Source organism: Actinomyces sp. 432, from assembly GCF_009930875.1.
GTDB lineage: Bacteria > Actinomycetota > Actinomycetes > Actinomycetales > Actinomycetaceae > Actinomyces.
This window is the reverse complement of record NZ_CP025249.1, coordinates 919666-941227: the sequence shown is the minus strand read 5'-3', so window position 1 is coordinate 941227 and position 21562 is coordinate 919666. Positions and strand designations below refer to the sequence as shown.

Sequence of the window (21562 nt, the reverse complement as noted above, 5' to 3'; positions counted from 1 at the left end):
GCTGGGGCGCAGCGGGGCAATGAGGGCGCCGGGATTGGCGCCGCGTACGGCCGTTACTCCGAATCGCCGGTGAATCGCTCTGGGATCATTAATTGCGGCGCCAGCCGGAAGCCCGCTGGCCGGCGACCCACGCGGCCACCTGGGTACGCCTTTGCAGCCCCATCTTGGCCAGCAGCGAGGTGATGTGATTCTTCACCGTCTTCTCCGCCACTCCAAGGCGCTCGCCGATCTCGCGGTTGGACAGGCCGTCACCGATCAGTTCGAGCACCTTGCGCTCCGCATTGGTCAGATCTGCGGTGGGGTCGTCATGATCGGCTCGACGGCGAGTCACAGTACGCTCATCCAACAGCACTCTCCCGGAGGCCACCGCCCGCACTACGTCGCTGATCTCCGCACCATGCACAGTCTTGAGCAGGTAGGCCCGGGCGCCGGCGTCGAGTGACTCCGCCAGGGCCTCATCATCATCGAATGAGGTCAGCACGATTGGCAGTGCCTCCGGCACCGACTCGCGCAGAGCCTGCATGAGCTCGATGCCGGTGCCATCCGGCAGCTGCAGGTCCACCAGCACCACATCCGGGCGCATGAGCTCGGCGCGGCGGATCGCCTCCGCCTTTGAGCCGGCTTCAGCGACCACGTCAAGGCCGTCGGCGCGCTCGATGATCTCGGCGATGCCTCGACGGACGATCTCATGATCGTCCACGATCATGACGCGGACCGTTTCAGTCGCGGAAGCACTCTGCATACACCAGAGCCTATCAGCAGCGGGGACCTACGTCACAGTCGACCGGAGCCGGGCGGCCCCGTCTCAGTGCTGTGCCTGCCGCGGCCGTCTCTGGCACCTGGGGCAGTACACATGGCTGCGGCCCCGACCGTCTCGGTGCGCAGGGGCGTGCCGCAGCGTCGGCACTCCTGTCCGGCGCGCCCGTATACGGCCAGCGAACGGGCGAAGAAGCCGGCGGCGCCGTCGGCATCCACGTACAGGGCATCGAAGCTGGTTCCACCCACCGCCAAGGCCCTTCCCATGACCTCGGCGGTGGCGTCCAGCAGCCTTGCCGTCACCCGCGGGCCCAGCGCCCTGCCCGGCCGCAGGCCGTGCACCCGGGCGTCCCACAGTCCCTCGTCCGCGTAGATATTGCCGATGCCGGAGACCACACCCTGGTCCATCAGCAGGGTCTTAACCGCCCTGGCGGATCCGCGGATCTTGGCGATGACGGCGCGCCGGTCCAGATGCGGGTCAAGCAGGTCACGGGCAATGTGAGTGACATCGCTGGGGATGAGCGGGGCTGAGCTGCCCGCGCCGCCCGGCGCACCATCCGCGGTTGGGACCATGTCGCTTATACGCAGCCCGCCGAACATGCGCTGGTCAACCAGGTCTAGCACGGCGCCGCCTGGCGCATCACCGGGAACGGGACGCAGGTGGAGGCGCACCCGCAAGTGGCGCGGGCGAGCGCCCGAGTCCTCCACTGGCTGCGGGGCACGCGTAGCAGTCAGGTCTACACGGGACGCGTCCGGGTCGCCCAGGAACGCCTGCGAGGCCTCCGCACCCGCCTGGGCCGATTCCCGGCCGGACGCGGTGCCGCTGACTAGCAGCTGCCCACTCATTCCCAGGTGGGCGACTAGGGCGGCACCGTCGTCCAGCGGCAGCCAGAGGAACTTGCCCCGGCGTACCGCGGCGCTGAAGGAACGCCCTGCCAGCAGCTGCACGAAGGCTTCCGCACCACCCCGCTGCCGCCGCAGCGGCCGCGGGTCCAGTACCTCCACGCGCTCCACCACCCGTCCGGTCAGATGACGGGCCAGACCCGCTCGGACAGTTTCAACCTCAGGCAGCTCAGGCATTGGTCCCGCCCAGCTCAGCCTGCCGCGGGCTCAGGTGCAGCCTCATCCGGCAAGGACTCAAGCGCCGGCACCGGTGCAGTTTCCGCCGCACCTGCCGCGTGCGGGCCTCCGGCCGGTTCCGCGCCCAGGTCGGCGCGTAATGCCTCATTGACCCCAGGCAGGTGCAATCCCCCATCGCCGTGGGAAGCGAGAATAGCCGCGTAGGCGGCCTCAGCCGCGGCGTGCTCCGCAATCTTCTTGGAGGTCCCAGTCCCCTCCCCGCGCACCCGGCCCTCAACGGCGGCGCTGGCGGAGAACACGCGACGGTGGTCGGGGCCGGTAGCCGTGACCTCGTAGACGGGATTACCCAGGCCGTGGACGGCGGCGAGTTCCTGCAGGCTGGTCTTCCAGTCAAGGCCCGCGCCCAGCATTGAGGCGTCGTCGAGAAAACGGGACACCAGGCGCTCTACTACGGCGCGTACCGGCTCCAGGCCGGTGGTCAGGTAGGTGGCGCCGATGAGGGCCTCAACCGTGTCGGACAGGATGGAGTCCTTGTCGCGGCCACCGGACAGGGCCTCACCCCGGCCGAGTTTGATGAACTCGCCCAGGCCCAGGTCCCGGGCGACTGCCGCCAGCGCGGGCTCGGACACGGTGGCGGCACGCATCTTGGCCAGCTGCCCCTCAGGCAGGTTCGGGTGGGCGTTATAGAGATTCTCGGTGACGATGATGCCGAGCACCGAGTCGCCCAAGAATTCCAGCCGCTCATTCGTGGGTGGACTGCCGTGCTCATGGGCCCAGGACCGGTGCGTGAGCGCCAAGTCGAGCAGATCCGGGTCGATGCGCTCGCCCCAGCGGAAGACGAGCGCCTCCACGTCCTCGCGCGCCGCTGACTCGTTACGCCGTTTCCTACGCCGTGAGCCCATCAGCGCTGCTCCTGATCGTGCGGCGCGTCCGGGTCCTTCGAATCATCCCCAGCACCGGCATCCGCGGAGGCACTGCTCTGCGCCTCGGGTAGCAGGGCGGCCAGCGCCGACCAGCGGGGATCCAGCTGCTCGTGGTGGTGACCTGCGGGCAGGTCATCCAGCCGCTCGCCGCACTGCGAGCACAACCCGGCACAATCCGGGCGGCACAGCGGCTGGAAGGGCAGGGCGAGCACAAGTGCATCACGCAGGGCTGGCTCCAGGTCCAAAGTGGCGTCACCCACGAGGAACAACTCGTCGGCCTCCTCATCGCCCTCCGCGGCCTGCGCGCGGGCGGCCTCTGGGGTGAAGTAGAGCTCATCGAAGGAGATGGTCGTGTCCTCCGCAATATCGCGCAGGCAGCGCACGCATTGACCTCGCAAGTGGATTTCGGCGTTCCCGCGGACCAGTACGCCATTATCCAAGCTGGTCAGTTCAGCATCCACAGTCAGGGGCTGCCCTCCTGGGCGCCGATCATCTCAGCGCCCAGATCAGCCGGCGCAGTGGTGTTCAGATGGACGTTCTTGATCGTGCCGACCTGCTGCGGCAGGTCGACGATGTCTACGACGAGTCCGGCCGTGCTGGCCATTGGTGCTCCTCCTGGAAGGTTTCGGGACGCGGATCGCTGCGGCGGTCGGGGCACCCCGGTACGACTGCGGGGGCGAATCTACCCGCGAAGGGGAGTAACAGCCTAGCGCCCGCCCTTCATCCAGTTACTGGTGGCCGCCGGGTCCACGGACCAGCCGGCGAAGTGTCGGGCGGCGTCCTGGCGCTCACGCTCGGCGTCGGCCGCCTCGTCTGCGGCGGTCCCCAGGCGGGCGGCCAGTGCCTCACGGCCGGCCTGCACCTGTTCGGAGAGCTTGTCGAGCTCCGACTGCAGCGCGGCCAGGGAGCGGTCGGAGTAGTCATCAGCGCCGTGCCGCAGCCGTTTAGCGCGCTCCTCCGCGGCAGAGATGATGGCATCGGCGCGGTCATTGGCCATGCGCACGATGTTCTCTCCGGCAACCAGCCGTTCCGCCTCCTCCTGGGCGTGGGCGAGGATCCGCTGGGACTCCTCGCGGCCCTGCGCGAGGACCGCGTCTGCGTCCGCGACGATCTCCTCCGCCCGGTGCACCGCGGTGGGGACGGCCTGGCGCGCACGGTCAACCAGCTCGAGCACGTCCTGGCGGCTTACGATCGCGGAAGTGCTCATAGGCAGCGAGCGTGCGGTGGAGACGAGCTCGTCAAGCTCGTCGAGGATGCGTAGCAGGTCGTCTCCGGCATCGGCGCGGGTAGTCACAGTTAGTCGTCCTTCAGTTCAACAGGGTTTCGGGGTCGGCGCTGACGGTGGTCGGGCGAGTCTCCGCCACGAGACCCGGCGACCGGGCGGGCAGAGCGCGAGCCAGGGCGGCGGCGACGCCGTCGGGCACGAGAGCCGACACGTCCCCGCCGTGGCGGGCGATATCCTTCACCAGCGAGGAGGACACGTGGGCGTGTGTGGGCGCAGCGGCCAGGAAGAAGGTCTCGGGGGCGCCAAGCTCCCGGTTGAGCAGAGCCATGGGCACCTCGGCGTCAAAGTCGCTTCCGTTGCGCAGGCCCTTGACTATGGCGTCTGCACCCCGCTGCGCACAGAAGTCAGCGAGCAGGCCGGGGACGACGGCGACCTCCGCCCCCGGAATACCAGCCAGTGCGGCCCGGGCCAGCGCCACCCGCTCCTCAATACCGAACAGGCGGGAGGCGTCCTTGGCCGCATTGTGGGCAACGCCGAGGATGACCCGGTCAAACAGGCTAGCGGCGCGCCGCACGACGTCGACGTGCCCGAGGGTGATCGGGTCAAAGGTTCCGGGGTACACCGCGAGCGTCACGCCGCGAGGCTAGCGGAACGGTCCCGAGCGGGTGGGGACGCGCGCCGAAACAGGGACGACGAGTGTGCTCAACCGGTGGCCGCCGGCCCGCCACCGAGAGGGCTCCACCGAAGAGGCCGCAAGCGAGGCGGCCCGGCCGACCGTGCGCCCCGCCCGCGCCGACGCATCGGCACGGCTCGGCGCCAGCCCACATGACGACATCAGGCGGGCTGCACGCCGAGCCAGGCCTCCACGACCACCGGCCGGGGCGCAGCGGCGGCCTCCGGGCGCACGTCCGGGCCGCAGGAGCGCGTACCGATACCGTGGTGCAGGGCGTCCAGATGCAGCCACAGGTGGGTGTCCGGGTGCAGTTCCTCCACGTGCTCCGCGGCGGTGAGGTTATTCAGGCTCCACGGGCTCAGCGAGAAGGCGACCGGGGCCGCGGGCGGGATCGCGACGGTCAGACGTCCGGCGTCGCCACCGAGTTGCAGGCGGCGCAGGCCGGGGCGGGTGCCGCCCTCCTGGGGGCGTACCGGCTGCTGCCACAGCATGGACACGTCGCCGGTGAAGGCGCCGTGGCGCACGGCCCCGGAAAGGTCCGCGTAGGCGGGGGCAGGACCGATGCCGGACCAGGTGACGCGGTTCAGGCCCATGGGCAGCCCCAGCCGCACCCCCAGGCGGGGCAGCACGGCGGGCAGGTCCCCGGTGGGGATGATCTCGGCGCGCAGCCGCAGTCCTCCGGCTTCAGCAGTCAGTGTGGTGGCGGTCTCCAGTACCCACGCCTGCTCGGGCGCGCCAACGCGGCTGCGCACGACGACGGCGTCACCCTCGATCGCCGCATCCAGGACGCGCTCACTCGCCAGGTGCAGGCGGGCCCGGCGCCAGCGGTCGGCCGCGGAGGGGCCAGGGCGGCCGGCACCCGCACCGAGACTGGTGCGGCTCGGAGGCACCTGCCAGTAGTCGATGGGTCCGTGGCCCTCGTCGTTGTCAGTGGGGGCGCGCCAGACGGTCGTCAGCGGGCCGACGAAGCCGATCCCGCCCAACTCGCTGAGTCGGCCGCGGTCGTCTAGTAGGGCGGCTCCCAGCTTGATGCCGCCGCGTACCCGGACCGGCGCCGCGCCATGAGTGGCCGTTCCCGGGCCCGCGGCACTCGCGGCCCCGGCGTGGTCGCCTGCGGGCGCATTCGTTGATGCGGGCCCGGTCGGTGTGGGGACAGTCGATGGGGCCGCAACCTCCACCTCCCGGGTGGACACGACTCGGCGCCCCGCGGCATCGGCGCACGCCACCTGGGGCAGCAGCGGGGCGCTGTCGGCCGGGTTGACCTGGCCGGGCCCGGTGTCGGCTACTCCTGGGATGAGCGGGTCCAGCACGGCGGTGAGCACGTGGACGCTACGGCCTGCTGCGCAGGCGCGGGCGACGGCGGCCGCCAGCTCGGGCACGTCCAGCACCGCGTCCTCCCCAGCAGCGAGCTCGGGCAGCGGGGACTCTCCGGTGGCGGCTCCCCCGAAAGCAGTGAGCCTACCGAGCACATCGCTGTGGGCGGCGGCATCGGGAGCTGGCGCCCCGGCGGCCGGAGCCGCTGGGGCAGACGCGGTCCCGGCCGCGGCCGCACCGTCGGCGGCGGCCACGGTCACCTGCCAGGCGAGCGTAAGTCCGGAAGTGGTGCGCGCATGGAAGCGGTTGCGCACCCGCACCGTGCCGGCGTCCCGGCGCGGGCTCGCGGCGTCACCGCCCCAGGTCGCCAGGACCGGGGCGACCGCATTGGCCCAGGCGGTAGTGCCGGCACTGGGAACGGTGTCGGCGGAGACGAGCCCGTCGCACACGAAGTTGCCGTCGTGCACGACCTCGCCGAAGTCGCCGCCGTAGCGCAGCGCACCGGCCGCCTCGGGGCGCGGGTCGACCAGGGCGTGATCGCGCCACTCCCACACGAATCCGCCCAGGTGCCGGGGATTGGGCTCGACCTGCGCAGTGTAGTCGTCGATGCCGCCGGGGCCGGTGCCCATGGCGTGCAGGTACTCGCACATGATGAACGGCAGGGTGCGCACGCGCGCATTCTGGGCGGGTGTCAGGCTCGCCGCGGCATGTCCGGTTACGGCGACCGGCGTACTGGCGGGAGCGGCGCGGTCAGCGCCGGTGGTCTCCGCCCCGCACCCGACGATGGCATCGACCTCCTCCAGGGTCGGGTACATGCGCGAGTGGACGTCGGTGTAGGCACCGGCGAAGTCGGCCTCGTAGTGGATCAGGCGGCCGGGGTCGCGGTGCTTGATCCACTGGCTCATCGCAGCCAGGTTGCGCCCGGTGCCGGATTCATTGCCCAGAGACCAGAAGATGATCGCCGGGTGGTTCTTGTCGCGCTCAACCATGCGGCGAGCACGGTCCATCAGGGCTTCTCGCCAAGCCGGATCATCGGTGGGGTTGCCCCGCCAGCCGTGCGCCTCGAAGCCGTGGGTCTCCAGGTCGCACTCGTCCATGACCCACAGGCCGATCTCGTCGGCCAGGTCGAGCAGGCGCGGGTGGGGCGGGTAGTGGGAGGTGCGGATGGCGTTGACATTGTGGGCCTTCATGGCCGCCAGGTCGGCGCGCGCCCAGGCCTCGTCGAAGACGCGGCCGCGGTGGGCGTTGACCTCGTGGCGGTTGACGCCGGCGATGATCAGGCGGGCCCCGTTGACGCGTACCTGGCCGTCGATGACCTCCAGGCGGCGGAAGCCGACGCGCAGGCGCACGGTCTCCTCCCGGGCGGTGAGCACCAGGTCGTACAGGCGCGGCACCTCCGCGCTCCAGGGCTGGGCCGCGGGCGCGGTCAGGCGGGCCGTGCCGGGAGCGGCCAGCTCGGCGGCCAGGCCTAGCTCGGGAAGCTCAACCCGCACCGGGAAGGCGGCGGGCGGGGCGGCCACGTCGACCTCAAGGAAGCCGGTGCCGGTGGCGGGGTCGTAGTCAGTGCGAGTGAATACGTCCTCGACCCTCCCGGCGGGCCGGTGCAGCAGGGTGATGTCACGGAAGACGCCGGGCAGCCACCACTGGTCCTGGTCCTCCACGTAGGTGGCGGGGGACCACTGGGATACGCGCACGGCCACGGTGTTCTCCCCCGCTCGCAGCAGGCCGGTCACGTCCAGCTCGGAGGGCAGGCGCGAACCCTGGGTGGTGCCGACCCAGGTGCCGTTGAGCCACACGGAGGCGAAGGACTCCGCCCCGTCCAGGCGTAGCACCTGGCGGGCGCCTCCCTGTTCCAGGGGCCAGTCGGCGGGGAGGGTGAAGGTGCGCACGTGGTCCGCGGTGGGATTCTCATCGGGCACGTACGGCGGGTCCACGGGGATGGGGTACTGGACGTTGGTGTACCAGGGCAGGCCGCGCTTGCCGTCGCCGGTGAGCACCCAGTGGGCGGGCAGGTCGATCTCGCCCCAGGGGCCAAGGGAGGCGTCGGCGGTGTCAAAGACCGGGACAATGGGTTCACCATGCTCGTCCAAGCCCTCGGGGTGCGCCTGCGGGTACAGGCGGAAGGCCCAGGTGCCGTTGAGGGAGAGGCTCGGGGCGCTCGTACTCTCGGGCGCGACCCAGGCGCGCGGCGGCAAGTGGCGGCCGCGGCCGGGCCCGGGCACGGTGGGGAGCAGCCAGGGGTGCGTGGTCCGGCCGCCCGCCCCGGCCTCGGGCTGCATGCCCTGATCGAAGTCTGCGGCTCCGATGACGGTGCGCGGCATGTGTCTTCCTCCCGATCCCAACGGAGTGTCTCCGCTGTCACCCCGGTGTTCGCGTATCCGCCCCAAGCCTAGTGGTACTGGAGCCATTCGCCGGCACGCAGCGCAGGCCCTCAGCCCCACACCCGGGCCGGTAGTAGTGACGGGTCAAGGTCGATAGCTACGCGTCAGCCGGAACCGCGGGGCGGTGAGGATTACCCCGCACGCTCAGGCCTCCGCTAGCAGCCCACCATTTTAAAGCTTTTCATTGGAACTACGCGGAATCGCTGAATTGAGGGTGAACGGGTGTGGACGCTCCTGCGTGCGCCGAGGCGACCGGCGCACGCAGGAGACTTCCCGTCACTCCTGACCCGGCAGACAAACCGCAGAATCACGCGGATCCCTACCTTCAGACATTCGGCTAAGCGTGCGGCGCCCTGCTCCGCCCTCGACTGCGGCGGTGCGGAGCCGGCCCGGCACCGTTCCCTCTCGGTCCGCGTCTCGGGGCTAAGTCCTCTAGGCTCGCCCCATGACCAGGATTGTGGCCGGGAGCGCCGGTGGGCGCCGGATCGAGGTGCCCGCAGCCGGCACCCGCCCGACTTCCGAGCGGGTGCGCGAGGCCCTGTTCGGCCGGCTCGAGCACTACGGGGTGGTCGCCGATGCGCGCGTGCTGGACCTGTGCGCCGGCTCGGGCGCACTCGGCCTGGAGGCGGCCAGCCGCGGTGCCACGGACGTGACCCTTGTGGATGCCTCCCGCCGCGCCACCCGCGTGTGCGACGCCAACATCCGCGCCCTCGGCCTGCGCGGCGTGCGCAGCGCCACCGCGAAGGTGGAGGCCTTCCTGGCCGGTCCCGCGGGCGCACCCGTGGACCTGGTGATGCTAGACCCGCCCTATGACGTCGACGAGGCCGCCCTGGCCGCCATGCTGGCCCCGCTCCCCCGCCACCAGGACCCCTGGCTGGCACCGGACGCGGTGGTCGTGGTCGAGCGTTCCTCGCGCTCCCCCGAGCCGTCCTGGCCCGCGGGGCTGCGCTGCTTCTCCGAGCGAAAATACGGGGAGACCACGCTCTGGTTCGCCGAGCCCGAAGACGACGGCACTTCCGACGACGGCGCCTCGGCCGACGCGGGGCCGGCCGGGCACTGATCGGCCCGCCCGCGCCGCGGGCCGGGACGATTCGGCCCGCCGACCCCGCACCGGTGCGCGCCAGCGTGTCAGGACCGCTCCAGGTAGGCGCCAGCCTCCTCGTCCAGCCGGTCGGCGATGGCGGCGGCCAGGTCCCGATGCTCGGCCAGGGTCGGGTCGGCAGCGATGACCGCCTCCGCCTGCGCCCGCGCCCGCGCGATGAGCGCGCCATCACGGGAGACGCGCAGCAGGTCCAGGTCGCTACGCCGCCCCGACTGGGCAGCACCTAGCACATTGCCCTCGCTACGCAACTCCAGGTCCGCCTCCGCCAGGCGGAAACCGTCAGTGATGTCTCCGAATGCCTTCAGCCGGTGGTATGCCGGGCTGCCGACCTGCACCCCGGTCACCGCCACGCATACGGACTCCCGCTCGCCACGCCCCACGCGCCCGCGCAGCTGATGCAGCTGCGACAGGCCAAAGCGATCAGCGTCCAGGATCACCATCATCGAGGCCTCCGGCACGTCCACGCCCACCTCCACCACGGTAGTGCTGACCAGCACCGGGGTGCGCCCGGAAGCGAAGTCCGCCATGACGGCGTCCTTCTCGGCCGCAGTCATTCGGCCGGTCAATGCGCCGATACCCACTCCCGCGAGCGCGGGCTCGTCAGCCAGGCGCTGTGCCCAGTCGACTACGGCGGCGAGCGGCCGTGCCGCGGCCTCCTCCGGCGGGAGGCCGCCGGCCTCGTCCAGCAGCGCCGTGGCCTGCGGGTCCGGTTCCTCCGGGTCCGCCCCGGCGTCGTTGGCATCGATACGCGGGCACACCACGTACACGCGTCCGCCTGCAGCCACCTCCTCGGCTGCGCGCCGCCAGATACGCTCCACCCAGGACTCACGCTCCCAGGGCACCAGCCGGGTGGTGATCGGGCTGCGGCCGGCGGGCAGCTCATCGAGTACCGCCGTATCCAGGTCCCCGAACACGGTCATGGCAATGGTTCGGGGAATGGGTGTGGCTGTCATCACCAGCAGATGCGGGGTGCGCTGCGCGAGCGTGGTGGGATCAGTAACGCCGCCGCGCTCGCGCAGGGCGTCACGCTGGGCCACGCCAAAGCGGTGCTGCTCATCAACGACGATGAGCCCGAGGCGGGGAATCTGCACCGTCTGCGACAGCAGGGCGTGCGTGCCCACCACGATGCTCGGCTCCCCGCCGGCCAGGTCCGCCAGCAGCTGGCGGCGCTGCGCCGGCGGGGTGGAGCCGGTCAGCAGCCGGACGCGGGTGGCGCGCTGCCCGCCGTCGAGCATGCCTGCGCGCGCAAGCGGGCCCAGCAGGGCCTCCAGGGAGGCCCGGTGCTGGGCCGCCAGGATCTCCGTGGGCGCCAGGAGGGCGGCCTGTCCTCCGGCGCCTACCACTTGCAGCATGGCCCGCAGTGCGACCAGGGTCTTGCCGCTGCCTACGTCCCCCTGAAGAAGAAGCTGCATTGGCGCGGTGGAGTCAAGGGCGTCGGCGATCTGCGCACCTACGCGTGTCTGCCCAGCTGTGAGGGAGTACGGCAGGGCGGCGTCCAGGTCAGCGAGCAGGGAGTCACTGCCGGGGACCGGCCACGCCACGGACGTGTGCTCAGCGGCGTGCTGAAGGCGGCGCTGCACGAGGGCGGTCTGCAGTACCAGGGCCTCCTCGTGGCGCAGGCGGCGGCGGGCGGCGCGCCACTGAGCAGCCTCCTCAGGGGCGTGCACCCACTTGTAGGCGGTGTAGGCGTCAATCAGCCCCTCCGCGGCGAGTACCTGCTCGGGCAGTGGCTCGGGCACGTCCTCGGGGCCGATCTGCTCCAGTATGGTGCGTACCGCTCGGGACACCATCCAGGAGGGCATGGACTCGGTGGCGGGATAAATCGGCATGGGCCGCGCCAGGAGCGCCTCACGCTCGGCGTCATCGAGCTCATCCAGGACCTGGAAGCGGGACCCGGCCAGTTGCTTGCGTCCGTGGTGGAGCCCGACCCTGCCGTGCAGCAGCACGGTGGTGCCGGGGGCCAGCTTTTCGGCGCGTTGCCGCATCTGGCCGGGGTTGCCGAACATAACCAGGTCCATGTTGGAGCTACCGTCGGTGACGGTGGCCTCCAGCAGGGCAGGAGGCCTCCCGCCCCGGGTGCGGCGCGAGGCCGCACGTACCACCTGCGCCTGAATGGTGGCCTGCTCGCCGTCCTTCAGGGTGCGCAGGTCGGTCAGGTCCCCCACATGTCATAGCGGCGCGGATACAGGCGCAGCAGGGCGCGGGGCGTATTCAGCCCCTGCTTGGCGAGCTGGGCGGCGGTTGTCTTTCCCAGGAGCCGGTCCAGCGGGCGGTCGAGCAGGGGTACGGCGCCGCGGGGGTACGCCGCCCGGGAGGATTGCCGGCTTCGGGGCTCATGGCTCCGGCTCACCCAATGGCGATGAGGACGTCGGGGGCGGCCTGGGCGCCCGCGTGGATAACGACCTCTATGGCGTCGGGTAACAGGCCCTGCTGCTCGGCGTAGCGGACCACGGCGGCGGCCGCCATGGCGCCGACGTCGGGCAAGGCCTCACGGCCGAGAATCACGGTGACGAGTTCATCGTCTGGGCGCAGCACGGCGGTAAGGGTGGCAGCGACTGCGTCCGCCTCGGCCTCCGATCCGGTCAGGGCCGTTGTGCGCACGCCGGCAGCCACGCTTCCCGTGCGGGTGGCCAGCGCACCGAGCTCAGCATTCTCGGTCTGTCCGGCGACGGCGACGGCTGCCGCCAGCACCCGCGCCTCGTCATCGGTGTCGCACACCAGCAGGCGCACGCCATCCGGAACTGTGCGGGCGGCCTCGCCGCTCCCGGCACCGCGCACGGAGGACACCGCGGAGCGCGCGGCCAGGAACCGGGCGGCTTCATGAGCACTGGCAGCGGCCCGAGAATCGCAGGGCAGCACAATGGCCTGGGCGACACCGAGGTCGCCGGCGGCGCGGACAATGCCGTCGCGCTCCGGGTTCAGGACCACCACGGCGCCCGTGCGCGCGAACTGCTCTATGAGGCCGGGAGCACGAGTACAAGCAATCACACCCACGCGCTGGGCGGCACGGGAGGCGGAATCCGTACCGCCGTGTACGGGCAGCCCCCGATTGCGGCGATTGGCCAGCCGCTCGAAGGAGACCACCCGGCTGTCACCGGCGCCGGAGAAGGGCAGCGGAGGCTCATCGGCGTCCCAGGTGGGGGCGACTGCAAGCGCCGTCGGGTGCAGGTGGTGGATACATACCTGGCGGGCGCGGCCCTGGCGAGGCAGGGCCGCGCGGGGGGTGTCGGTGTGCACGTGGACCTGGAACATGCCCACACCAAGCGCATCGGGGGTACCGACCACGCCTACCGAGTCACCGATGCGCTCCAGGTCGCGACGCAGGTCCGAGGCCTGAGCGGCGGTGGCCTCCAGCAGGTACATGACCTCGAACTCCCCGGTGGAGAAGGGGCCGGCGTCCTCGCGCGCCCCGGAGCCGTGGGTGGCGGCGGCAACCAGGTCGTCAAGCATCTGGCGGGCCACGTCGGTGCAGGGCTGGGATGCGGAGCCGGCTTGCCGGCCGGCACCGTCGATGGTGTCCGACAGGCAGGTGTACATCAGCATCAGCGCCGCGCCGCCGGCGTCGACGGCGCCATGGCCCAGACCCGCGGTCTCCACCACGCTCTCCTGGGCGCCGAATGCGGCCGAGGCCGCCACCGCCGACGCCGTCGCCGGGCTGGCGGCAGTGGACTCGGACAGAACCCTCCGGGCACTTGCTGCTGCGTCCTGGGCCACGGTGAGAAGTGTGCCGGTTACGGGCCGGGAGACGGCACTCCAGGTCGTGGCGGCAATACGCTCATAAGCGTGCACTAGTTCCACGGGGCGCAGCGCGGCCGGGTCGGGGGCCTGCGCGCACACGTCAGCCAGGGCTGCGAGCACCTGGGAGATGAGCAGGCCCGAGTTGCCGCGAGCGCCCCGGACAGCGCCGTCTGCGGCAACCCGTGCCGCCTGGGCCAGGTCACTGCCGGAGGGCAGGAGCGTCAGGGCGTCGCAGGCGGAGCGGACGGTGAGCAGCACGTTCGTCCCGGTGTCGGCATCCGGAACCGGGAAGACGTTGAGGGAGTCAACCAGATCGCGGGTGGCCCCGGCGACTGTACGAGCGGCATCCAGCCAGGCGCGCAGGAGCGGTGCGGTCAGGGCCACTGCCGCAGTGCCCGCGGTCGCGGGGGTACCGGTGCGTTCTGCCACGCTTCTCCTAATCCCGTATTCGTTTCCCGTATTCGTTCTCTGTACTCACGTCGTGCCGGCAGGCGGGTGCGGGCCTGCGTTGCGGGCTCCGCACCTGCCGCTGGGAACCTGAGGCCAGATTAACGGGTAATCTGCCTTTGCCGTGCTCGTGCAGTTCAGCGGGAGACGTGTGCGCGAGCCCATACCCGCTCCGCTTGGGGTGGCGAGCCGTTTCCGATAAGGTGCTGGGGTTGCCCGCGACCCGTGTCGCCGGGCGGTAGACCCGGCGCCGGGTAAAAGGCCCGCGCGCTTACACCAAGAAGATTCAGGAGTGGAACCGTGGCTGCTGTGTGCGACGTCTGCGGCAAGGGCCCCGTCTTCGGCAAGAGCGTCTCGCACTCCCATGTGCGGACCAGCCGCCGGTGGAACCCGAACATTCAGCGTGTACGTGCTCTCGTGAACGGCACCCCCAAGCGCCTAAACGTGTGCACGTCCTGCCTCAAGGCCGGCAAGGTGACGCGCAACATCTGAGCGCGCCACGCCCGTCGGCAGGGCACTGAAGGCCGTCGTCCCGCATCCGCGGACGGCGGCCTTTCGCTTTGCTCACTTCTTTCAGCCCCTCCCCTCGCCGAGATCGGTAGAAGTTACGTGCCGAAATCGGTAGATATGGCGGCGGGGCCTGACATCTACGCCCTGAAGTGATCCCAACCGAGCCTGCCGGGCACGCGCCCGCCGATCCGGGCGCCCGCCGACTCGCCGTCGCTCAGGGCGCGCACGGTTCCGATCACCCGGCCACCCCCTGGCATCCGGTCGACCGCCGACGGCGGCAGCGTGGCCAGCAGGCCGTGGTCCTCTCCCCCGGTCAGCACCCATGCCCGCGCCAGGTCGCGCGCATCCGCGGCGTCCTCGCGCAGCAGCCGCGCAACCGGCTCCAGCACGGCGAGGTCATGCGCCGGCCCGGTACCCGGGCCGTCTTCCGGATCGGCGATGTCAAGGACAACGCCGCTGGCCCGGGCGATCCGGTCCGCGTCGCGCAGCAGCCCGTCGGACACGTCCAGCATGGCAGTGGCTCCGGCATCTGCCAGGGCTGGCCCCGCAGCCAGCGGCGCAGACGGCGCCCGGTAGATGCGCAGGCAGTACGCGGCGGCCTCGGCGGCGCCGTCGCGGGTCTTCACACTGGCACCGTATTCGGCTTTCGCATCGGCACCGGCGCCCGTATCGCCCGGCGCATCGGAGCGGGCGGCGACGACGTCGGCCCAGCCACCATCGCGGTCGTCCAGGCCGGCCTGCAGCAGCGCGAGCCCGGCGGCCGAACGGCCGAGCGTGCCACAGTGGACCACGAGGTCTCCGGGCTGGGCGCCCGAGCGCAGCACCGGGCGGCGCCCCTCCAGGTCGCCGTGGACGGTGACGGCGATGACCAGCCGGTCCCCGGTGCTCAGATCACCGCCGACGACGCCCGCGCCCGTGCCCACACACGCGTCGGCGAAGCCGCGGGCCAGGTCCTGCACCCAGCGCACCGGGGTGGTGCGCGGCAGCACCAGGCTGACCACCAGAGCCGTCGGCCGCGCCCCCATGGCGGCGATGTCGGCGAGGTTCTGGGCGGCGGAGCGCGCCCCGATGTCGCGAGCAGTGGACCAGTCGGTGCGGAAGTGCTCTCCCTGGACGAGCACGTCGGTGCTCACGCAGTAGCGCCCGTCCGGGGCGGGGATCACGGCGCTGTCGTCCCCGCTGGGCACCAGCACGCGAGCCGCCTGCGGCAGCAACGGGGAAATGGCGGACAGCAGCTCCTCCTCCCCCAGGTCGGCGACGGTGGGAGCGGAGCCAGTCGCGGCGGAGGCCACTGCGGGAACGGAGCCAACGGCGGCACCGTCGGAGGCGGCCGGCCCGGCACCGTATCCGTGCTGGAGCGGCCTGGCACCTGCCCGGGCTGCGGGCCTGTCAGCGGTTGACATCTCTGGGGCGCTCCAGCGCCAGTTCTATCAACTCGGTGACCAGGTCGCGGTAGGGCAGCCCGGATACCTGCCACATGTAGGGGTACATGGAGAAGGGCGTGAAGCCGGGCATCGTGTTGACCTCGTTGACGATCGCCTCCCCGTCCGGGGTGAGGAAGAAGTCGACCCGGGTCAGCCCCTCCCCACCGATGGCGATGAACGCCTCCGCGGCACGGCGCATAAGCAGCTCGCGCTCGGCCGGGGCGATGCGGGCGGGGCAGACCATGGCGACGGCGTCATGGGCCAGGTACTTGGTCTCGTAGTCGTAGAACTCCCCGGCGCCGTGGGCGGCGTCCATGACGATCTCGCCGGGCTCTGCCACGCGGGGGGCGTCGTCGCCGTGTCCGGCGAGGACGGCGACCTCGATCTCGCGGCCGACGATGCCGGACTCGACCAGCACCTTGGGGTCCACCGCGCGGGCGGACTCGATGGCCGCCTCCAGGTCGGAAAGGTCCTCCAGCCGGCTGATGCCCAGGGAGGATCCGGCGCGGGCGGGCTTGACGAACAGGGGGCGGGCCAGGTCGGCGCACTGGGCGAGGATGGCGTCCTTGTCCCGGCGCCACCGGTGCGGCTCGACGAGCACATGCGGCGCGGTGGGGATGCCTGCGGCCTGCAGCAGGACCTTGGTGACCTGCTTGTCCATGCCGGCGGCGGAGGCGAGCACACCGCAGCCCACGTAGGGCAGGCCCAGCATCTCCAGCATGCCCTGGATGGTGCCGTCCTCACCGTAGGGGCCGTGCAGCAGCGGCAGGACCACGTCGACGGCGCCGAGAACCTCAGGGCCGGCGGGGGTGATCGCGGTCAGCTTCCCGCCTCCCAGCCGCATGGCGAGTTCACCGCGGCCGAGCCCGTCGGTGGTGATCTCCACCGGGGGGCGGGCATCGTCCAGGCGCAGGGCGTCGGGATCGTCATCCACGAGCACCCACTGGCCCTGCCGGGTGATGCCTACGGGCACGACGTCGTAGCGGTCCCGGTCGATGGCGTCCAGCACGCCGGCGGCGGTAGCGCAGGAGATGGTGTGCTCGCCGCTGCGCCCGCCGAAGACGACGGCGACCCGCGGCTTGCGCGCATGACGGGCAGGCCGGGAGCCCGGGCTCGCCGATGTGGCCGACGCGGAGCTCACGAGGCTGGAATCCGCGGTTACACCATTGCTGACTGCGCCTGCTGCGCTGGGGACCGACATGGTGGCAACGCTACCGCTACCTGGGCGGATCGGGTGTCAAGTCACCACCCGACGCAGTTCGCGCCGCCTGAGCGGTACCGAGGCATCTGCCCCTATGCATCCCCACCCCCTAGCCGTATGATTGACATCACACGCGCGGTTCACTCGAGGTCAGGAGACGTCATGACACGCCCAAGCCCGCTCCCCCGCATGCTCACCCCCACCCTGGCCCTGCTACTGACCGGCACGCTCGCACTGGGCGCCTGCGGCTCCGGCGACGGCGCCCCGGAGGCATCCGCGCCGACTGTGACCGCCGGTCCCACCGACAGCACTGCCTCCGCGGCGCCCAGCGACGATGCCCCGGCACCCGCGTCCCCCAGCGCCTTGCAGACGCCCACCAGCACCAGATCGCTCACTCGGGAGGAGACCGACCCGTCCGGCGCTCCAGCCTGGGGCACCGGCGCCGACGGCCAGGCGGCGGCCGACGGCTCGGCACTGGTCATCTCCGACGTGCGCATCGGCTCCCATGACGACGAGGACTACTCCCGCTTCGTGGTGGAGTTCTCCGGTGAGGGCACCCCGGGCTGGTCGGCGCAGTGGACCGATCAGGCCCACACCCAGGGCAAGGGGGACCCGATCAACGTCGAGGGCGACTTCACGCTGGTAGTCACCGGCACCGGCGTAACCATGCCGATCAGCGAGGAGCAGCAGGCGGTGGCCTACACCGATCCGGTGCGCTTCGATTTCGACGCCCTCGGGCGTGACGACGACGAGGGCATTGAGGAGGCCTACATCGACCTGGCCTTCGAGGACCAGTTCCAGGTGGTGCTGGGCACCGACTCCCAGACCTACCGGATCTTCACGCTGACGAACCCGACCCGCCTGGTGATCGACGTCGCCGACGACGACATCGACGACGACTGACGACGTCCTCGGGGCGTCGTCGCAGCGCTGCAACGGGGAGGACCGATCGGTCGGCTTTTGGTCGGCACTGAGGGCGCATAGCACGAACGTGTTCAGGCGCCACTCCCCCTGGTTCGCGGCGAACGGCGGTTCGTGCGTTGCGACGACGGTTCGTACCTTCGTGTCAGGGTTCGTGTGTTCTGGTCAGCGATTCGTACCTTCTTGTGACGGTTCGTACGGTGGGGGTACGTACCGTCGCCGGAAGTGCCGAAGCGTTGGTGCCAAGTGACGAACCGTCGTCGTTGGTGACGAACCGTCAGGCATCGCACACCGCCTCAGGAGCCACAACCTCCCTCAGACACGTTGTTTACAAGGCTGCGCCATATCTACCGGTATCGGTGCGTCACAAGTGCCGGTCTCGGCACGTAACAAGTGCCGGTCTCGGCACGTAACAAGTGCCGGTCTCGGCGAGAGGGGCGGTTCAGGTCAGCGGCGCGGCGTTAACGCCCTCGGCCTTGCGGGGGCGGGACAGCAGGGCGTCACTGATCTCCTCAACGGTGGCGGCGCCCTCAACCACAGCGACCACGCCGGCGGTGATGGGCATGTCCACCCCGTGCGCGGTGGCCAGGTCGAGCACAGCGCGCGCAGACTTGGCGCCCTCGGCAACACCGCGCGAGGCGGCGGCGGCCTCCTCCACGCTCAAGCCCTCACCCAGGCGTCGCCCGAAGGTCTGGTTGCGCGAAAGCGGCGAGGAGCAGGTGGCCACCAGATCCCCCATGCCGGCCAGCCCCGCGAAGGTCTCGGGGCTCGCCCCGAGCGCCAGGCCCAGCCGGGTGATCTCCACCAGTCCGCGAGTGATTACCGTGGCCTTGGAGTTGTCGCCGAAGCCACGTCCGGCGGTAATACCGACGGCCAGGGCGATCACATTCTTGACTGCACCGCACAGCTCCACCCCCAGCACATCGGTGTTGGTGTAGGGGCGGAAGGTTCCGGTCGCGCACAGCGCGGCCACGCGCGCGGCCACCGCCTCATCCTGCGCCGCCACCACGGTAGCGGTGGGCTGGCCGGCGGCGATCTCATCGGCCAGGTTCGGGCCGGAGACCACGGCGATGCGCCCGGCGGGCAGGGCGAGCGCCTCGGCAATGACCTGACTCATGCGCAATCCCGTCCCGGCCTCCACCCCCTTCATCAGGGAGACAACGGTGGCGTCGTCGTCCAGGCAGCCGCGCAGCGGGGTCAGCACGCCGCGGGCGGTCTGGGAGGGCACCACCACCACGACGAGCCCAGCCCCGGCGACGGCCTCCCGAATGTCCGTGGTGGCGGTGACGATATCGGGCAGACGCACCCCGGGCAGGTAGCGGGTGTTGGTGCCGGCATTGATCTCCTCCGCGACCTCCGGGCGGCGGGCCCAGATGACGGTAGGTGCACCGGCCTGGGCGAGCAGGCCGGCGAAGGTGGTACCCCAGGCGCCGGCGCCGATAACAGCGGCCTTGTCGACGGATACCGGGCTCATGGCTGCTGCTCCGAGGCGGTTTCGGGCTCGTCGCCGTTCTCATTGCCACCCGGTCCGCCGGCGGGCGTGCCCGTCCGGGACGGGCGCACATCGTCCGACGTCGTTGGCGGATCGGGCCGGCGCACACCGATATTGCCCTTGCCCGGATCGCCGTCGTACTTCATGTCGAAGGGACGGGGCGCCTTCTCACCACGCAGCTGCTCCACCAGCTCGGTAATGCACCGCATGATCTCGGCGGTGGCGCCGCGCACGGCAGCGTGATCGGAGGTGTCCTCCCCGAATTCAGACAGGTCAAAAGGCTTGCCGATCAGCACGTCCACGTCCTTGCGGGGGAAGGGGCGGAAGCCACTGCCGTAGGCGCCCAGAACATCCTGCGCCCCCCACTGCCCCATGGGCAGAACAGGCACACCGGTGCGCATCGCCAGGCGTGCGGCACCGGTCTTCCCGGTCATCGGCCACTGCAGCGGGTCGCGCGAGAGCGTGCCCTCCGGGAAGATCATGATCGGGTCGCCCTCGCCAAGCCGCCGCTCGGCCTCCACCAGCGAGTTACCAGCCTTGGCCGAGTCCCGGTACACGGGAATCTGCCCGCCGGCGCGGAACACGTGCCCGAGGACGGGGATCTCGAACAGCTGGGACTTGGCCAGCGAGTAGATGGGCACATCCTCGTCCACGAGCGCGCGCATGGCGGTGAGCGGGTCCAGGTTGGACAGGTGATTGGCCACCGCGATGAAGCCGCCCTCGCGGGGGATGTTCTCCGTCCCGGTCACGTGCTGCTTAGAGACCGCCTTGAGAAAGGGGATGATCGCCCCCCGGGCCGCAAAGCGGTAGAAGGGGGTCATACGTCGTGTGGTGGGCACGCTGGCACTTTACCCACTCCCGGCGGACCCGGTGGGCCAGTTATCCGCTGGTCGGATGAGGTTCGACCATCCGGCAGTCCGCCGCGGCCTGCCGACGCGCTTGTAGTAGACCGGTCTGCCCGCTCAGGCCAGCCGGGTGACGTTGGCGTCAAGGGCGGCGAGCTTGCTCATGAAGTGCTCGTAACCGCGGTCGATGAGGTTCACGCCCTCCACGTGGCTGGTGCCCTCCGCCGCGAGCGCAGCGATCAGGTGGGAGAAGCCGCCGCGCAGGTCGGGCACGACGATGTCCGCCCCGCGCAGCGGAGTGGGCCCGGAGATGACGGCGGAGTGGTAGAAGTTGCGCTGCCCGAAGCGGCAGGCTGTGCCACCCAGGCACTCGCGGTACACCTGGATGGTGGCGCCCATCTTGCGCAGGGCGCCGGTGAAGCCGAAGCGGTTCTCGTACACGGTCTCATGGACGATGGACAGGCCCTCCGCCTGGGTCAGGGCGACGACGAGCGGCTGCTGCCAGTCGGTCATGAAGCCGGGGTGGACGTTGGTCTCCACCACAATGCTCTTCAGGTCGCCGCCGGGGTGGTAGAAGCGGATTCCGTCGTCGCGCACGTCGAAGGCGCCGCCGACCTTGCGGAAGATGTTCAGGAAGGTGGTCATGTCGCTCTGGTGGGCGCCGTGGACGAACACGTCACCGCGGGTGGCCAGTGCGGCCGCCGCCCAGGATGCAGTCTCGATGCGGTCGGGCAGGGCGCGGTGGTTGTAGCCGACGAGCTCGTCCACGCCCTCTACGTGGATGGTGCGGTCGGTGTCCACGGAGATGATGGCGCCCATCTTCTGCAGCACGTCCACCAGGTCCATGATCTCCGGCTCGACGGCGGCGCCACGCAGCTCCGTCAGGCCCTCGGCGCGCACGGCCGTGAGCAGCGTCTGCTCGGTGGCACCGACTGACGGGTAGGGCAGGTCGATGACGGTTCCGCGCAGTCCATCGGGGGCGGTCAGGCGAATGCCCTGGGGCTGCTTGTCGACGATCGCGCCGAAGCTGCGCAGAATATCCAGGTGGAAGTCGATGGGCCGGTCGCCAATACGGCAGCCGCCCAGGTCGGGGATGAAGGCCTCGCCAAGCCGGTGCAGCAGCGGGCCGCAGAACAGGATCGGGATGCGCGAGGAGCCGGCGTGGGCGTCAATGTCGGCCATATGGGCGCTCTCGACGCTGGAGGGGTCCAGGCGCAGGATGCCCTCGGCCTGGTCGTAGTCGACACTGACCCCGTGCAGCGATAGCAGCCCGGAGACGACGTCGACGTCGCGGATCAGAGGCACGTTGTGCAGCACCGACGGTGTGGTGCCCAGCAGGGCTGCAACCATCGCCTTGGGGACTAGGTTCTTGGCGCCACGGACGGTGATTTCACCGTTGAGCGGGCGCCCGCCCTCAACCTGGAGCAGACCGTCAACCATGCGTAACCTCCGAGTGTTCGCGTCAAGATCGGGCGCCGTGGGTGAAAGCGGCGCCCCCGCACCAAGGGCGGGTGAGTCCAGCATATGCGG

14 protein-coding genes and 3 pseudogenes are annotated in these 21562 nt (G+C 70.8%); 3 read left to right on the top strand and 14 right to left on the bottom strand.

The window, feature by feature from the left end; translation table 11 throughout:
* Window positions 1-88 precede the first annotated feature (88 nt).
* From CWT12_RS03865 to CWT12_RS03835, 7 genes and pseudogenes are all read right to left on the bottom strand, one after another.
* The gene (locus tag CWT12_RS03865) at window positions 89-742 is read right to left on the bottom strand and encodes a response regulator (protein ID WP_161923780.1); all 654 of its coding nucleotides are present in this window, start codon (window positions 740-742) and stop codon (window positions 89-91) included.
* A 63-nt stretch (window positions 743-805) separates the two neighbouring features.
* Window positions 806-1836 (bottom strand): annotated as a pseudogene (mutM, locus tag CWT12_RS03860) (bifunctional DNA-formamidopyrimidine glycosylase/DNA-(apurinic or apyrimidinic site) lyase).
* A gap of 14 nt (window positions 1837-1850) precedes the next feature.
* Window positions 1851-2738: a ribonuclease III gene (rnc, locus tag CWT12_RS03855; RefSeq protein ID WP_161923779.1), complete on the bottom strand. Its 888-nt coding sequence runs from the start codon at window positions 2736-2738 to the stop codon at window positions 1851-1853.
* Window positions 2738-3363: pseudogene (locus CWT12_RS03850) on the bottom strand (YceD family protein). The gene rnc and the pseudogene CWT12_RS03850 overlap by 1 nt, the downstream one beginning before the upstream one ends.
* A gap of 102 nt (window positions 3364-3465) precedes the next feature.
* On the bottom strand, window positions 3466-4053 hold the full coding sequence (locus CWT12_RS03845; protein ID WP_161923778.1) for an ATP synthase F0 subunit B: 588 nt from the start codon (window positions 4051-4053) through the stop codon (window positions 3466-3468).
* 13 nt (window positions 4054-4066) lie between these two features.
* Window positions 4067-4618: a pantetheine-phosphate adenylyltransferase gene (coaD, locus tag CWT12_RS03840; RefSeq protein WP_161923777.1), complete on the bottom strand. Its 552-nt coding sequence runs from the start codon at window positions 4616-4618 to the stop codon at window positions 4067-4069.
* A 200-nt stretch (window positions 4619-4818) separates the two neighbouring features.
* Complete coding sequence (locus CWT12_RS03835) at window positions 4819-8292, bottom strand: glycoside hydrolase family 2 TIM barrel-domain containing protein (protein WP_161923776.1); 3474 nt, start codon at window positions 8290-8292, stop codon at window positions 4819-4821.
* 505 nt (window positions 8293-8797) lie between these two features.
* Here CWT12_RS03835 and rsmD point away from each other — a divergent pair.
* Entirely contained in the window at window positions 8798-9412 is a 615-nt protein-coding gene (gene rsmD / locus CWT12_RS03830) for a 16S rRNA (guanine(966)-N(2))-methyltransferase RsmD (protein ID WP_161923775.1), read from the top strand.
* 68 nt (window positions 9413-9480) lie between these two features.
* Here the strand turns inward: rsmD and CWT12_RS03825 are convergent.
* Window positions 9481-11720, bottom strand: a pseudogene (locus CWT12_RS03825) (ATP-dependent DNA helicase RecG).
* Between the two features lie 80 nt (window positions 11721-11800).
* Window positions 11801-13621, bottom strand: a complete 1821-nt coding sequence (locus CWT12_RS03820; RefSeq protein WP_161923774.1) for a DAK2 domain-containing protein — start codon at window positions 13619-13621, stop codon at window positions 11801-11803.
* 318 nt (window positions 13622-13939) lie between these two features.
* Here CWT12_RS03820 and rpmB point away from each other — a divergent pair, with 318 nt between their 5' ends.
* Window positions 13940-14131 carry a 50S ribosomal protein L28 gene (gene rpmB / locus CWT12_RS03815; protein ID WP_073327266.1) on the top strand — a complete coding sequence of 64 codons (192 nt, stop codon included), beginning with the start codon at window positions 13940-13942 and terminating at the stop codon, window positions 14129-14131.
* A 155-nt stretch (window positions 14132-14286) separates the two neighbouring features.
* On the opposite strand, the gene thiL is transcribed toward rpmB, so the two are convergent.
* On the bottom strand, window positions 14287-15552 hold the full coding sequence (gene thiL, locus CWT12_RS03810; RefSeq protein ID WP_161923773.1) for a thiamine-phosphate kinase: 1266 nt from the start codon (window positions 15550-15552) through the stop codon (window positions 14287-14289).
* Window positions 15539-16774, bottom strand: a complete 1236-nt coding sequence (locus tag CWT12_RS03805; RefSeq protein WP_161923772.1) for a D-alanine--D-alanine ligase family protein — start codon at window positions 16772-16774, stop codon at window positions 15539-15541. Before CWT12_RS03805 ends, thiL begins: the two co-directional genes overlap by 14 nt.
* Before the next feature lie 162 nt (window positions 16775-16936).
* On the opposite strand from CWT12_RS03805, the gene CWT12_RS03800 reads away from it, so the two are divergent.
* Window positions 16937-17677: an AMIN-like domain-containing (lipo)protein gene (locus tag CWT12_RS03800; RefSeq protein WP_237564299.1), complete on the top strand. Its 741-nt coding sequence runs from the start codon at window positions 16937-16939 to the stop codon at window positions 17675-17677.
* A 460-nt stretch (window positions 17678-18137) separates the two neighbouring features.
* Here the strand turns inward: CWT12_RS03800 and CWT12_RS03795 are convergent, their stop codons facing one another.
* From CWT12_RS03795 to murA, 3 genes are all read right to left on the bottom strand, one after another.
* Window positions 18138-19169 (bottom strand): NAD(P)H-dependent glycerol-3-phosphate dehydrogenase, encoded by a 1032-nt coding sequence (locus CWT12_RS03795; protein ID WP_161923771.1) that lies wholly within the window; start codon window positions 19167-19169, stop codon window positions 18138-18140.
* The gene (locus CWT12_RS03790) at window positions 19166-20008 is read right to left on the bottom strand and encodes a lysophospholipid acyltransferase family protein (protein ID WP_161925274.1); all 843 of its coding nucleotides are present in this window, start codon (window positions 20006-20008) and stop codon (window positions 19166-19168) included. The genes CWT12_RS03795 and CWT12_RS03790 overlap by 4 nt, the downstream gene beginning before the upstream one ends.
* Before the next feature lie 141 nt (window positions 20009-20149).
* Window positions 20150-21472, bottom strand: coding sequence for a UDP-N-acetylglucosamine 1-carboxyvinyltransferase (gene murA, locus CWT12_RS03785; RefSeq protein WP_161923770.1), 1323 nt, complete (start codon window positions 21470-21472; stop codon window positions 20150-20152).
* Window positions 21473-21562 lie beyond the last annotated feature (90 nt).